Consider the following 12802-nt stretch of genomic DNA (forward strand, 5'->3'; position numbering starts at 1 on the left):
GGGGGACGGAAGGGCGGGGGCGCGGGGGCGCGAAGAGCCGGGGGGCGGGGAGCCGGGGGGAGCCGGGGGCCGCAACTCGGGTCTCCCCGGGGCGCCCTGGGTCTCCCCTGGCCTCCCCGGGGTCCAGGGGCCGTTTCCCGGACGCCGTCGAGCGGCCGTGGCATGATCGTGAGGCATGGAGCACTTCACCCGCCCCGACGGCGCACCGCCCGTCAACGGCTACAGCCACTCGGTCGCCTTCTCCGGCACGATGGTCGCCGTATCGGGCCAGGTCCCGGCGGACGGCGACGGCAATCCGGTCGGCAAGGGGGACGCCGAGGCGCAGGTCCGGCAGGTCTACGCGAACCTGGCCACCGCGCTGGAGGCGGCGGGCTCCGGCCTGGAGCACGTGGTCAAACTGACGGTCTACCTCACCGACCTGGCCGACCTGGCCGCGTTCCGCAAGGTCCGGGACGAGCACCAGGACGCGGAACACCCGCCCGCCTCCTCCCTGGTGAAGGTCGCCGGCCTGGTGCACCCGGACTTCCGGGTCGAGATCGACGCGCTGGCCGTCGTACCGGGCACGGCCTGACGGACCGTACCCCCGGGCCGCGCCGCGGGGTTCGCCGCGGCCGCACCTGCGCGGAGGGCAGCCGCGGGAAGGTGCCGCACAGGACCGGGGCGTCATAGGCCCGGCGGCGACCTAGCAGCGGCTTCCTACGGCGCGGCCTTCCGCTCCTCGGCCGTGAGTCCGCGAAGTGCCCACAGCCCGTACAGGCCCAGCAGCGGTTTGCCGAGCAGCCACTCGCCGGGCCGGTAGTCATCCGCCCGCACGAGCCGCTGGGCAAGATCGGGGCGCCGGCGCCGCAGATACGCCCGCGCCTTGAGCGCGTGCGCCGGCTGGGAGACGATCTTGATGCGGTCGGCATCCTCCAGCAGCGGGATCACGTTCGTGATGTTCTCCCAGGTCGTCGTGCTCCGGTCTTCGAGGAGCACCGTGCCGTCGAACCCGAGCACCGAGGTCGCGTAGCCGGCCATCAACTGGGCCTCGGCGGTGGGGCCGACGGCCGCACCACCGCTGAAGATGACGCGCGTTTCCCGCGCACCGCCCGCGTCGACGGAGCGAATTCCGGCGCGAACGCGCCAGCGGTTGACGAAGTTCGCCGTCGGCCGCCGGTTCCGGTAACCCAGCACGACCACGGCTTCGGCCCCGCCCCCGCCCCCGTCGACCCCCACCAGGGCCCGCGACCAGCGCCAGTTCACCCACTCACCCCAGGCCAGCACCGCAGCGGCCCCGCCCAGCGCGAGCCCCGTCCTCCCTCGCATGCGCCGACTCTAGTACTCCAGCCCGTAGATCAAGGTCTTCGTAGTGGGGGTCTGCCGGGCGACGGCAGCGGTCGGCCTGGGCCGGCTGGGTGGCTGGCTGGCTGGCTGGCTGGCTGGCTGGCTAAGGCGAGTTGGCGCGTAGGGCGCCGGGATGACCGCGATACCAGAGGAGTTCGCCGAGCCGCCCGGCGACCCCACCAACTCGTCGCCGTCCCCGACATCCGCCAGGGTCGACGGCTGAACCGCTCCAGCACCATCGCGGACCGCTCGTCGTCGCGCTCATGCAGCAGCACGGCGCCGCACCCGCCCCGCCCGGCCATCCTGGCGCTCGTTCGACGGGTGCCCGGGCCGCAGACAGGGCCCGGTTCCTGGCCCGTTGGGTGGGTGTGAGTTCACCACCTGGCGGGGCGGCGCTTGGCGGCGGTGACCCAGTCGCCTCCTCCGATGTAGGCCATGTCGGCGAGGATCGGGACGCCCTGCCGTTCGCAGATCCGGAGGATCTTGTGGGTGCGGGCGGCTGTCAGGTCGTGGGTCCGGCCCGGCAGTGCCGGCGACAGCCAGAGGATCTCCCCGGCCTGGTCGGCGACGACCTGCACGTTTTCCCCATGCCGTCGGTGTTTCGAGGAGTAGTCCGCCTTGCCGTCGTGGACGCGATCACACTCTCCGAGGGTGCCGTCCAGGAGGACGAAGTCCGGGTCCCTCCCGCGCAGCGTCTTCAGCAGGCCCGGTGCCTACTCGGCGAGCAGGGTGGTGACCGCGGCGACGTAGGCGGGGGTGGATATCCCGAAGGCTCTGGCGATCCGGCCGAGAGTCTCGTGACGACGCAGGTACACGAGTGCGACCAGGGCACGTTGGTGCGGCGGGAGTTTGCACCGGCGCTCACCTACCCTGGCCAGCGACGCCACGTGATCACCGGGACTTTGAATCAGCCCTGGGTACTACGACTGCCAGGGCGCGGCACGGTCAGTTGGCGCCCCCTTTGCTCTGTTGATCTGACGGAACTTCTCAAATATCTCCGTGCCTGGCCCCGCCGCATGTATCCTGATTTCCGACCAAGGGATATCACTGAACTCGACGAAAGACAGATTGCCCAGCTGATCGTTTACTTCAATGTTGGCCACTTGTAGGGCCGGAACACGGAACGGTGCGAAGCGATCGAATCCGTACACGCTGATGTCAATGCCGAGCAGACGCAGATCGTCAGAGGCGTAGGTTTCTGCGTCGACCAGGTAGAGGTGGTCGTACGGCAGGTCATGGCCTGTATCGGGGGCGGCGGCGAGTACCGCATCAGACAGTATGCCTTGATACTCGGCCTGGTCGATCAGGGTGATGTGTGAAATAGCCTGCTCGTAGTCGGAAACGTTCTGTGAGTCCTCGGTGTAGGTGATGGGCGTTTCCATGGCTTGCATCAAAAGCGCCCAGCCGGCAGCATCGTTGAATTCGGTCCGGATGACAGGGGCGGTCTCAGTTCGGGGCAGGTGCACCGATCGCCGGTTATGATCCACGCCCACACTCTACGGGCGTGCAGTGCGACCGTAAAGGGAATTGACTATTTGCTCAACATTGAGCGTTTTCAGCGTTGCTTCCTGGGCGTACGGATGGCCGTTGCGAAGGTAGGCGAGGGTGAGCAGAGCTTGCCGCCCCGGGCTCAGACGCCTCCACCGAGTGCCGAGCTCCCGGCGGTGCTGGCGGAGCCTGGCGGACAAGAAGCGAAAGGGAAGAGCTGGACACGTCGACGCCCGACGGGTAGACAAGCACACGAAGCCCCTGGTGGAGACGGATTTCTTGGTCGAAAACCCATCTACCAGGGGCTTCACCTGTCTGCCAGCCCAACTGACCTGCTCAGCTGCCAGGTTGGAAAGGGCTCAGTGTCGGGTTCGATGTTGTCGGGCCCGCGCCGACTTGCGGTTACCGCGTCGCGGTGGCCATTGCCGCGCGGATGGCGTCCTCGCTGACCGGCCGGCCCTTCTCGTTCGAGGCCGGCCCGTACGGAGTCCCCCACACCGGCGTGTCCGTCGCCTGCCGCCAGCTGTCGGCCAGCGGTCCCGCGTCCACCACGCTGTACCCGATGGATTCGATGAATTCGGTCACCGCCGCCTTCGCCGGCGCACAGTCCCCGGCGATCGGCAGGTAGGAGCGGTCGGCCGCCCCCGCCGGGCGGGCGAGTGACAGCAGGTGCTTGAAGAAGATGTTGTTGAACGCTTTCACGAGCATGGCGTCCGGGATGTACCGCAGAAGCAGCTCGCTCGAGGTCAGCGACTTGCTGTCGAGCTCGGGGATATGACCGTCACGCTCGGGGCCGTAGTTGCACGTGTCGACGACCGTCTTCCCGGCCAGTGGCGCGGCAGGCACGTTGGGGAAGGCCTTGACCGGCACCGTGACCACGACGATGTCACCGGCCGCCGCGGCCTCCCCGCTCGTCGCCGCGGACGCCCGCGGCCCCAGTTCCGCGGCCGTGTCCGCGAGCGTTTCGGGACCGCGCGAGTTGCTGAGCACGACCTGGTGCCCGGCCTCGACGGCGAGCCGCGCGATGGTACTGCCGATGTATCCGCTTCCGATGAATCCCACCGTCGTCATATTCTCAGCGTCCCTCCAGAAGAGCCGAACCCTTGTTATTTTCCGGCTCGTTGCGATTCGCGTACCCGCCGTCAGCCGGCGGAGAAGTAGTGTCCGTTGTCCAAATCGGCGAGCAGGCTGGGTTGAGCGGGTTCCCATCCCAGGGTCCGGCGGGTGATGTGGTTGGACGCCGGGTAGTTCTGCGTGACGATGTTCGCGAGGAACCCGAAATATCCTGGCACCATCAGGACGTCCGCGGGAATGCTCACGGCGGGCAGGCCCAGACGGCCCCCGATGGCCTCGGCGATCTCGCGGAACGGGATGGCCCCGTCCCCGACCGCGTGCCAGTACTTGCCGGCGGGCCCCTTCTCCAGCGCCAAGCGGAACAAGGAGGCGACGTCGCGGATGTGCACGGCGTTCCACAGGTTCGCGCCGTCGCCGGGGTAGCCGACGACGCCCTTCTCCTTCGCGAGCGCGATCAGCGTGGGGAGGAAGCCGGTACGGTCGGTCGTGCTGTGCGCGATGTTGGCAATCCGCACGACCGAAGACCGCACTCCCCGCTCGGCGAGGCCGATTACGGCGGTTTCCACGACGTTACGAACCCGCAGGGTGCCCTTGTACTCATCGCCGCCGGGAAGGGCCGGGTCCTCCTCGGTGGCCGGCCGGCCCAGGTGCTGCCCGGGCGAGCCGATGCTCCCCGCTGCGACCAGCGGCTTTCCGGTTCCCGCCAGTGCCTCGCCGTACGCGAGCATGACCGGGAGCTCCGCGGCGGCCACGGCGTCGATCCCGCCGGACGGAAGCAGGTCCTGCCTGTGCGCGACGTGGATGACGCCGTCGGAGTCCGCGGCCGCCTCCTTGAGCCCGTCGAGATCCTGGAGGTCGCCGCGGCGCACCTTCGCGCCGAGCGCGGACAGCTCCGCCGCTGCTGTGTCCGATCGGGCCAGGCCGGTGACCTCGTGCCCGGCGGCGATGAGCTCGGGGACGATGTACGAACCGGAATGGCCGGTCCCGCCAGTGACGAAAACGCGCATGCTACTGGTCCTTGTGATTGATATATCGATAGGGCGCGAGAAGTGGTGGTGCGGGCGCGCTCAGGCAGACGTGTTGACGCCGAGGGTGAAGTCGAAGCTCCCCGCGCCATTGCGGCCCAGGCCGATCATCACCAGGCCCGTTCCCTCCAGCCAGCGCGCCATGGCCAGGGGGCCGGTGTCCATCGGCTTCAACCCGAGGCTCTTGATGAACGCCGACACCGTCGCCTTGGCCTCGGCGTCGTCGCCGGCGATGAGCACGTCCAGCGGGTTGCCCTGCGCCAGCATGTGGCCGAAGACGGTGTTGAACGCCTTCACGACGTGCGCGCCGGCCGGGGCGGCCTTGGCGATCTCCTGCGCGCCGGAAGTGCCGTCGGGGGTGGCAAGGCCCTGGGAATCCGGGGAGACGGGGTTGGTGATGTCGATGATGACCTTGCCCTGTAGTGCGTCCCCGTACTCGCTCACCACCGCCACCGCGCTGGCGTACGGCACGGCAAGGACAACGATGTCCCCGGCCGGGGAGGCGCCGGCTGTCCCGACAGTGGCGCCGCCGAGCGCTGCGGCCGTTTCCTTGGCTTTGACCGGGTCGCGGCCGATGATCTCGACGGCGTTGCCGCCGGCGAGCGCCCGGCCGGCCAGGGCGCCGGCCATGTTCCCCAGACCGATAACGCTGATGCTGCTCACTGGTGTGCCTGCTTTCTGAAGCCGGATAAAACGCGATGGACGCCACTCAGTTCCCGATGCGACCATTCCGAGCCTGCGCCCTGCTACCAATCCCCCATATCGAATTCTTGCGCCGAATTCGCTTCGCCCCCCATCGGGTACGTATTCAGGCTGCCATTGGCCTGACTGGGCGTCCAATACTTCCTTCAGTCGGGGTGATACCTTGGAGGCATCACCGGACCGGGAGGGCGCCATGGATCTGGATCTGCGCAAACTGCGCTACTTCGTCGCCGTGGCCGACCAGTTGCACTTCGGCCGCGCCGCCGATGAACTCCATATCGCGCAGCCGGTGCTCAGTCGACAGATCCGCGCGCTCGAGCAGGACCTCGGCGCCTCGCTGTTCACCAGGGATCGCCACGGCGTAACGCTGACCGACGCGGGCCGACAACTACTGACCGACGCCGGTCCGCTGCTGGCCTCCGCGCACGCCGCCCGCCGCCGGGTGACCGTGGCCGCGCGGGGCAGCCAGCGGCTGATGGTCGGCTTCCGGGCCGGCATCGCGGTCGCCCCGGCGGTACAACTGTTCGCCGCCCGGCACCCGGACGTTCTGGTGGACGTGCAGCGGATCGAGTGGGACGACCAGGCCCCGATGCTGCTCGACGGCCGCATCGACGTCGGCTATGTGCGGCTGCCCATAGAGGAGGCCGGCCTGCGCGTCGCCCCGCTCTACGCCGAGCCGCGGGTGGCGGTGCTGCCCGCCGGCCACCGATTGGCCGGCAAGGAAAAAGTATCCGAGACCGACCTGGCCGGTGAGCCGCTGGTCTGGCATGCCGACCCGAGCACGCAGCCCACCAGGCGCCCGCACCCTGACGCCGGGTACCTGGCGCGCGGAGTGGACGAGACGCTCGAGCACGTCGCGGCCGGCCGGGGCATCTCGTACCTGGCCCGTTCGGCGACCGTGTTCTACTCGCATCCGGACGTCACGTACGTGCCCGTCCCGGATCTGGCGCCCGACCAGGTGTGCCTCGCGGTGGCGGCATCACGCGTCTCGCCGGTACTCAACGACTTCTTCACCGCGGCTCAGGCGGCAGCCGAGATCACGGCAGAATGTGGGAACTATGAAATGTGGCAGCGCAGGGGCGATGCCGTTGCCGAGCACGGTTGAGCAGTTCGGCTGACAACAGCAGCGCCGACAAGGAGCACACGGCCGCTCATCCGCGCCTGACCGGCATGTCCGACGACGACCAGATGCCCGCGGCCACGCGGCGACAGCCCCGGGACGCTTCAGTCACCGACTCAGTCACCGACGACTTCGCGCCGGGTGCATCGTCAACGGCCGCGGTGGCCTTTCCCGCGCGTCGCCCGAAGATCGTCACGAAGGCGCCCTCGTTCAGCAATCGGTCGGCGATCGCGGCGTCGCGTCGCGCGGGACGGGATCACCGCGGCGGACGGCCCGGGCAGGGCCCCCGATGTGCCCTGCCGCAGGCAGCGCTTCCTGTCAGGCCCTGCGGGACCGCTGCCCCTGGGGACTGTCAGCTGCCATCGGGAAGCTGCGCAGGGTCAGCGCACTCGGCGGGGGCAGCGGTTCGCCGGCCGGGTCGGCGCGGAACGACTGGAGCACATACGCCACCAGGCGCCGGGACGCCGCACCGTCATCCGGTAGCGCGGTCACCAGACCGCAGTGCGCCAACAGGACCACAGCGAGGTCGGACGGGTGGAAATCGGCCCGCAGCGCGCCCGACGCCTGGGCCCTGCGTACCAGGGTCGTGAAGTCCCGCTCGGCGCGTTGCCGGTACTGCGCGTGTTCCGACGTGCTGTCCGGGAAGGCCGCGACGAACGCGGCCGGGAACCCGCGTTCCTCCCGTTGCAGGGCGCAGACCGTCTCGACCAGGTGCTGGAAACCCTGCCACGGGTCAGGGGCGGCCAGCGCCTCGGTGAGCGCCCGCGCGCAGGTCTCCATCTGCTGCGCGAACGCGCCTCTCACCAGGGCGTCCCGGGTCGGGAAATGCCGGTACAGCGTCGCCACGCCGACCCCGGCCCGCCGGGCCACGGTCGCCATCGGGGCGTCGATCCCGTGCTCGGCGAAGACCGCACGGGCGGCGACGAGGACCCGCTCCCGGTTGCGCCGGGCGTCCGCCCGCACCCCGTCCCGGGCTGTGATCCGAGAGGATTCCGCCATCACTGTCTCTCGCTTCCGGTCCAAGCGGACGATTGCGTCCACTTGAGAGCTTACGGTCGGTGCCAGATCCCCGTACGGCCCCCGGCGGCAAAGGCAGAACGATGACCGACCGCATGATGAAGGCAGTGCTCTACGACCGCTACGGCGGCCCCGACGTGCTCTACACGGGGCGCGTGCCCATCCCTGAGCCGGCCCCCGGGGAGGTCCTGGTGAAGGTGCGCGCGTTCAGCGTCAACGGCGGCGAACTGGCGGTCCGCGCCGGCCGCCTCCGCCTCCTGAGCGGCCGGAAGTTCCCCAAGCGCGTCGGCCTGGACTTCACCGGCGAGGCCGCCGCGCTGGGGGCCGGGGTCACACGGTTCGCGGCCGGCGACCGCGTATGGGGGGTCTTGGGCCGCGCCTCCGGGTTCGGCAGCGCCGCCGAGTACGTGACCGTACCCGCCGAGCGGGTCGGCCGGGTCCCCGACGGCCTTGACCTGGTGGATGCCGCCGCGCTGCCGGTGGCCACCACGGCCGTCACCGCGCTGCGGGACAAAGCCCGGCTACGCCCCGGCGAACGGCTCCTCGTCCGGGGCGCGGCGGGCGGTGTCGGCAACGCCGCCGTCCAGCTCGGACGGGCGTACGGCGCGGAGGTCACGGCGCTGGCCCGCGCAGCCAACCTCGACTTCGTCCGCGGGCTCGGCGCGCACAAGGCCGTCGACCACCGGACCGTGCGGCCGGCGGAGTTGGGCCGCTTCGACGTGGTCGTGGACACCGCGGGGACCGACCTGGGGGCCTTCCGGCGGCTGCTGAATCCCGGCGGGCGCATGGTCACCATCGCCTTCGACCTGCAACGGCCCGCCGCGTCGCTCGGCTACCTCGCGGCCAGCACGGTCCACGGACACCGCCGGGTGCGCTTCTTCAGCGGCAACCCCACGCAAGCGGACTTCGACGACCTCGCCCGCCATGTGGTCGAGGGCCGGCTGCGCCCCGCGGTGGACACGGTCTTCCCCCTGGAGGAGACGGCAGCGGCACACCAGGCGCTGGAGGCGGGCGGTGTCCAGGGCAAGTACGTGGTCAGGGTCGCGTAGGGCGATTTACGGGCCCGCGGTCCCCACGACGGGTTCGGACCGCGGCGGGTCCCCGCTTGCGGGCCCCGGCCCCGTGCTCAGGCGCGGCCTGAGGGGAGGAGCGGTGCGAAGTCCGCTGACAGGTCGGCGGTCACCTTGTCCATCAACTCCGGGGACAGCGCGCCGTCCAGCACCTCCAGGACGGCGCCCGTGTCGCGCAGCGCCGCGTCGTCCGGCACGCCGGCCCGCCCCGCCACCCGTCCGGCGAAGACCGGCAGGTCGAACTTCTCCCCCGAGCCGCGGTCGCGCCCTTCCCCGACCGCGTCCTGCGCGGCCGTCCGCAGGCAGACCGCCAGGTCGGGCGGCAGTTGCGCGGCGACGTGCCGGGCCAGTCCCGGGGAGACGCGTTCGCCGAGGGTGCGCAGGACCGCCGTGGCGGCGCGTTCGGCGGACCCCCGGTCCGGCAGCTGGGCGAGCGCCTGCACCTTGCCAATGATCTGGTCGTGCTGCATCGATCCTCCCTCGGTCGCCGGGTGCGGGCCCCGCCCCGATCCGCAGGACGTACGGGCACCCGTGGTGCCGACCCGCACGGGGGGCACGTACGTACACCCTGCGGGTACCCATACCGCGGGGACCTATCACGCGCGTACCGGGAGTCGCGTTTCCCGGCGCCGGGCGGAGGTACCGGCAGGGGGTACGGGGCCGGCCTCCGCCGGTGCCGCGGGTGGAGTCGTACGGCCCGGACCCGCGCCGCATGGCCGCACGGGTCACCCGGACCGGCCCCGCCGGCGGCTGGTGGAGCCTGGCGGACCCGCGCCTGTGGCGCTGACCGCCGCGCGGTCGTTGCCCGCCGATCAGACAGCTGAGACCGACGGCACAGGAAGGAGCTGGACAATTCCCACCCACGGAAAGTCGCCTGTCTTGTGAAAAGCGCGCACGCGCCAGCGTCCTGCCGGCACGGAAATTTGGGCTTGCTCCGGCAAGCCGCCCCCGATCCGGGTATTCCACGGCCAGGTCAGCTCCGGCTACGGCAGAGTCCAGGAGGATCGCTGCCCCATCGGTCTCCCAGACCCCACAGTCCTCCCAGTCGGTTGTGGAGTCCCCCAAGACAGCTTCGGCGGCACCGAGGAGTTCGACATCTGAGTCGGCGGCAAGCCATCGGAGGAAAATGTTCTGCTCAGGGAGGTAGCAGGTCGTGGCGGGCTCGTCGGCCAACACCAGCCCGGCCCCCTCGGTGCCGACCTCGACGATCCCAGCCCAGCCCTCCACGTCACATGCACGGTCGTAGTCATCAGGAACATCAGTTCCGCCGACGATGACTCCGTCTTCCGTGCATCCGCCCCACTGCTCCAGCGCAGAAGCTGGGATCGCGATCAATGTGCCGCCCATCGACTGCACCCAAGCAAGATCGGCATGGACGTGACGAGAGGCGTTGTGAGACGCGGTCATGTGATCAGTCTGCTCCTGAGGTCATCAGCTGTCGCTGTCCTTGACGCCTCCTCGCAGGCCCCACTCATCCAGACCTGAGTAGATCAACGCAGTCCGGCCCCGCGGGAAGGAGAGAGCCTTGGCCTCCCCTGAGTAGACCGCCACCAGCGAGTCGGCTCCGCGCCACCACGTGTCGGACAGGCCCATCACTTCGCGCACTGGCTCGTATCCGTCCAGAACGATGCCATCGACATCGTCACCGGTGACCTTGACGATCTGCTGCGCGCACACGGAGGCGTGGTGTGTCAGAGTGAGCGACTCCACCCAGCCCTCAATGGTCGCGTGGAGGGGCACCCACTGGCCTGAGTGAATACCGAACTCACCGGACGGCCCGATCATGAACGAGTAAGGGACCGCGGTCCGCTGCATCCCGGCTTCGAACCACCACCCATCTGAGGGTGAGCCTTCAGGTGAGTCCGCTTCGAGATACCTAGGTCCGCCGTCGTACTGCGCTGAAGGTGGCAGAACGAGGCCACCCCACCGCTCTTCATAGGCCGCCATCCGGTCGATGACCGCCGTCGGGATGGCTCGCTCAAGCCACCACTTCCTGAGCTCCTCAATGGGTCGGATGTCGACCTTGACGCCGTGTGCTTGGACGAACGATCGGGCTCGCCGGGTCAAGCCGTCGGGCACATCGTTGAAGAGGTTGAGATTCACCAGGGAGACGCTACCCAGTGGCCCCATGCCTGTGCGCTTCCTGTGGCACCGTCCCGGCTGCCCTATTCCGCACGCCCGAATATCCGAACCTACCGACACCCATACCGCGGGGACCTATCACGCGCGTACCGACGGTCCCACCGGGGCGACCCGCGCGCACCGGGAGTCGCGTGTCCCGGCGCCGGGCGGAGGTACCCGCAGGGGTACGGGGCCGGCCTCCCCCGGTACCGCGGGTGGAGTCGTACGGCCCGGACCCGCGCCGCATGGCCGCACGGGTCGCCCGGACCGGCCCCGCCGGCGGCTGGTGGAGCCTGGCGGACCCGCGCCTGCGGCGCTGACCGCCGCGCGGTCGTTGCCCGCCCGCGCGGGGTGCAGCAAGCTGTCCACCCCGGGGGCGCCCTGCTCCCGGGGCGGACACGGCCCAACCGGCGCGAGGGGACACGACGTTGATCTGGCACGACCTGTGGAACATGCAGATCCCGGCCTCGGAGAAGGTCCTGCGCACCGTGCTCGTCTACATCGGGCTGGCGGTGCTGCTGCGGGTCGCCGGCAAGCGCGACCTCGCCCAGCTCAACAGCTTCGACCTGGTCGTGATGCTGCTGCTGTCCAACGTGGTGCAGAACGCGGTCATCGGCAGCGACAACAGCCTCACGGGCGGCCTGCTCGGCGCCGTCGTCCTGGTCGCGCTCAACTCCCTCATGGTCCGCCTGGTCAACCGCTGCCCGCGGCTGGTCCGGATCTTCGAAGGACGCTCCACCGCGCTGATCCGCGACGGCCAGGTGATCTCGAAGTCCCTGCACCGGCTCGGGCTGCGCCGGGCCGACGTCGTGGCCGCCTGCCGCCGTCAGGGTGCCGACGACATCGGCGAGATCACCGACGCCACCCTCTCCCCCGGCGGCGCGCTGGTGGTCACGCTCGACAAGAAGTACCGCGACGCCACGATCGACGACGTGCGGCGCGAGAACGACCTGCTGCTCACCCGGATAAGGGCCGAACTCACCGCGTTCGAGGCCCGGATCACCACCCAGGGCTCCTAAGGCCGCGCCGTGCGCGGCCGGTTCGCTCGACCGACTCGACCGACTCGGCCGACCTGGGGCCCCGCCGCGGCGAAGGCCGTGCTTCCGCGACGCGGGTGGGTGATCGGAAAGCGGCTCGCGGGTCGAGCGGGCGCGAGGGGTCTGGTATCACTGGGGCATGCAGGAAGAGACCGCATGCTCCGCGATCGACACGTTCATCTCCGCGTTCAACGCCTCGGACGACAACTATGTGGCGGACCTGCTCTCCCAGGCCCTGACCTCGGACGTGGTCTTCTGGGGGCCGTTGGGTCGCAGCGAGGGGATCGAGGCGGTCGAGCGGTTCGTGCTGGACATCCGGCGCCACCCGGCGGGGACCGGCACGATGGTGCGCTGCTCGGCGGTGGACATGCCGGACGAGTGGGCCCGGTACCAGTGGGTCTTCACCACGCCTGACGGAGGCCCGCGGCTGGCGGGAACGGACGTCGTCCATCTGCGGCGCAGCCTCATCGACCAGGTCATCGTCTTCGCGGGCGAGATCGAGACGTTCGCCTCCTGAACCGTCCCTCGGCCGGGGTCCTTTCGGAGCCGACCCGGAGAACGCCTCGCCGGTTACGCCCGAAAGGTGGGTTTGCCGGCAAGACCCGCTGTGGCGGCCCGGAATGACAGCGACATATGCAACCCTCGGCGTGGAGGCCATTCCCGCGATCCCCAGGGGAACCATGCGATAAGCGGCCGCAGTTGGCGGCGGGACCCACTGGGGAACACGGGAAGCCCTCAGCGGCTCATCGGTGGGCGCCACCCGCCGTGTTGAAGAAAGCGCTGGACCTGCGCGGCCTGAAGGTGTCCGAGCCGTGGGTGAGCACC

General features: G+C 70.0%; 13 protein-coding genes and 3 pseudogenes. 5 read left to right on the forward strand and 11 right to left on the reverse strand.

What is annotated here, in order from left to right; genetic code table 11:
- The first annotated feature begins 175 nt into the window (after positions 1 to 175).
- Complete coding sequence (locus WA788_RS23750) at positions 176 to 571, forward strand: RidA family protein (protein WP_335980587.1); 396 nt, start codon at positions 176 to 178, stop codon at positions 569 to 571.
- A 125-nt stretch (positions 572 to 696) separates the two neighbouring features.
- Here WA788_RS23750 and WA788_RS23755 read toward each other — a convergent pair whose 3' ends face one another.
- From WA788_RS23755 to WA788_RS23785, 7 genes and pseudogenes are all read right to left on the reverse strand, one after another.
- On the reverse strand, positions 697 to 1305 hold the full coding sequence (locus tag WA788_RS23755) for a YdcF family protein (RefSeq protein ID WP_335980589.1): 609 nt from the start codon (positions 1303 to 1305) through the stop codon (positions 697 to 699).
- Between the two features lie 328 nt (positions 1306 to 1633).
- A pseudogene (locus tag WA788_RS23760) lies at positions 1634 to 2234 on the reverse strand (transposase family protein); the annotation flags it as partial.
- Between the two features lie 9 nt (positions 2235 to 2243).
- Entirely contained in the window at positions 2244 to 2810 is a 567-nt protein-coding gene (locus WA788_RS23765) for a DUF6924 domain-containing protein (RefSeq protein WP_335980591.1), read from the reverse strand.
- Positions 2811 to 2885: 75 nt separating this feature from the next.
- Positions 2886 to 3063, reverse strand: a pseudogene (locus tag WA788_RS23770) (IS5/IS1182 family transposase); the annotation flags it as partial.
- A 150-nt stretch (positions 3064 to 3213) separates the two neighbouring features.
- Entirely contained in the window at positions 3214 to 3873 is a 660-nt protein-coding gene (locus WA788_RS23775) for an NADPH-dependent F420 reductase (RefSeq protein ID WP_335980617.1), read from the reverse strand.
- A gap of 80 nt (positions 3874 to 3953) precedes the next feature.
- Positions 3954 to 4892, reverse strand: coding sequence for an SDR family oxidoreductase (locus tag WA788_RS23780; RefSeq protein WP_335980592.1), 939 nt, complete (start codon positions 4890 to 4892; stop codon positions 3954 to 3956).
- Positions 4893 to 4952: 60 nt separating this feature from the next.
- Positions 4953 to 5573, reverse strand: coding sequence for an NADPH-dependent F420 reductase (locus WA788_RS23785; RefSeq protein WP_335980594.1), 621 nt, complete (start codon positions 5571 to 5573; stop codon positions 4953 to 4955).
- A gap of 232 nt (positions 5574 to 5805) precedes the next feature.
- Between WA788_RS23785 and WA788_RS23790 the strand changes: the two genes are divergently transcribed.
- Entirely contained in the window at positions 5806 to 6717 is a 912-nt protein-coding gene (locus WA788_RS23790; protein WP_335980596.1) for a LysR family transcriptional regulator, read from the forward strand.
- A 333-nt stretch (positions 6718 to 7050) separates the two neighbouring features.
- Here WA788_RS23790 and WA788_RS23795 read toward each other — a convergent pair whose 3' ends face one another.
- Positions 7051 to 7731 carry a TetR/AcrR family transcriptional regulator gene (locus tag WA788_RS23795; protein ID WP_335980597.1) on the reverse strand — a complete coding sequence of 227 codons (681 nt, stop codon included), beginning with the start codon at positions 7729 to 7731 and terminating at the stop codon, positions 7051 to 7053.
- A 101-nt stretch (positions 7732 to 7832) separates the two neighbouring features.
- Here WA788_RS23795 and WA788_RS23800 point away from each other — a divergent pair, with 101 nt between their 5' ends.
- Positions 7833 to 8798, forward strand: coding sequence for an NAD(P)-dependent alcohol dehydrogenase (locus WA788_RS23800; protein WP_335980598.1), 966 nt, complete (start codon positions 7833 to 7835; stop codon positions 8796 to 8798).
- Between the two features lie 77 nt (positions 8799 to 8875).
- Here WA788_RS23800 and WA788_RS23805 read toward each other — a convergent pair whose 3' ends face one another.
- The 3 genes and pseudogenes from WA788_RS23805 to WA788_RS23815 form a co-directional block, all read right to left on the reverse strand.
- Positions 8876 to 9289 carry a DUF2267 domain-containing protein gene (locus WA788_RS23805; protein WP_335980600.1) on the reverse strand — a complete coding sequence of 138 codons (414 nt, stop codon included), beginning with the start codon at positions 9287 to 9289 and terminating at the stop codon, positions 8876 to 8878.
- 556 nt (positions 9290 to 9845) lie between these two features.
- Positions 9846 to 10226 (reverse strand): annotated as a pseudogene (locus WA788_RS23810) (Imm21 family immunity protein); the annotation flags it as partial.
- Positions 10227 to 10250: 24 nt separating this feature from the next.
- Entirely contained in the window at positions 10251 to 10922 is a 672-nt protein-coding gene (locus WA788_RS23815) for a hypothetical protein (RefSeq protein ID WP_335980602.1), read from the reverse strand.
- A gap of 446 nt (positions 10923 to 11368) precedes the next feature.
- Here WA788_RS23815 and WA788_RS23820 point away from each other — a divergent pair, with 446 nt between their 5' ends.
- Positions 11369 to 11959 carry a DUF421 domain-containing protein gene (locus tag WA788_RS23820; RefSeq protein ID WP_335980603.1) on the forward strand — a complete coding sequence of 197 codons (591 nt, stop codon included), beginning with the start codon at positions 11369 to 11371 and terminating at the stop codon, positions 11957 to 11959.
- A gap of 157 nt (positions 11960 to 12116) precedes the next feature.
- On the forward strand, positions 12117 to 12494 hold the full coding sequence (locus WA788_RS23825; RefSeq protein WP_335980605.1) for a nuclear transport factor 2 family protein: 378 nt from the start codon (positions 12117 to 12119) through the stop codon (positions 12492 to 12494).
- Positions 12495 to 12802: the final 308 nt, after the last annotated feature.

Origin of the sequence: Streptomyces sp. CA2R106 (genome assembly GCF_037034245.1) — a bacterium.
Taxonomy (GTDB): Bacteria; Actinomycetota; Actinomycetes; order Streptomycetales; family Streptomycetaceae; genus Actinacidiphila.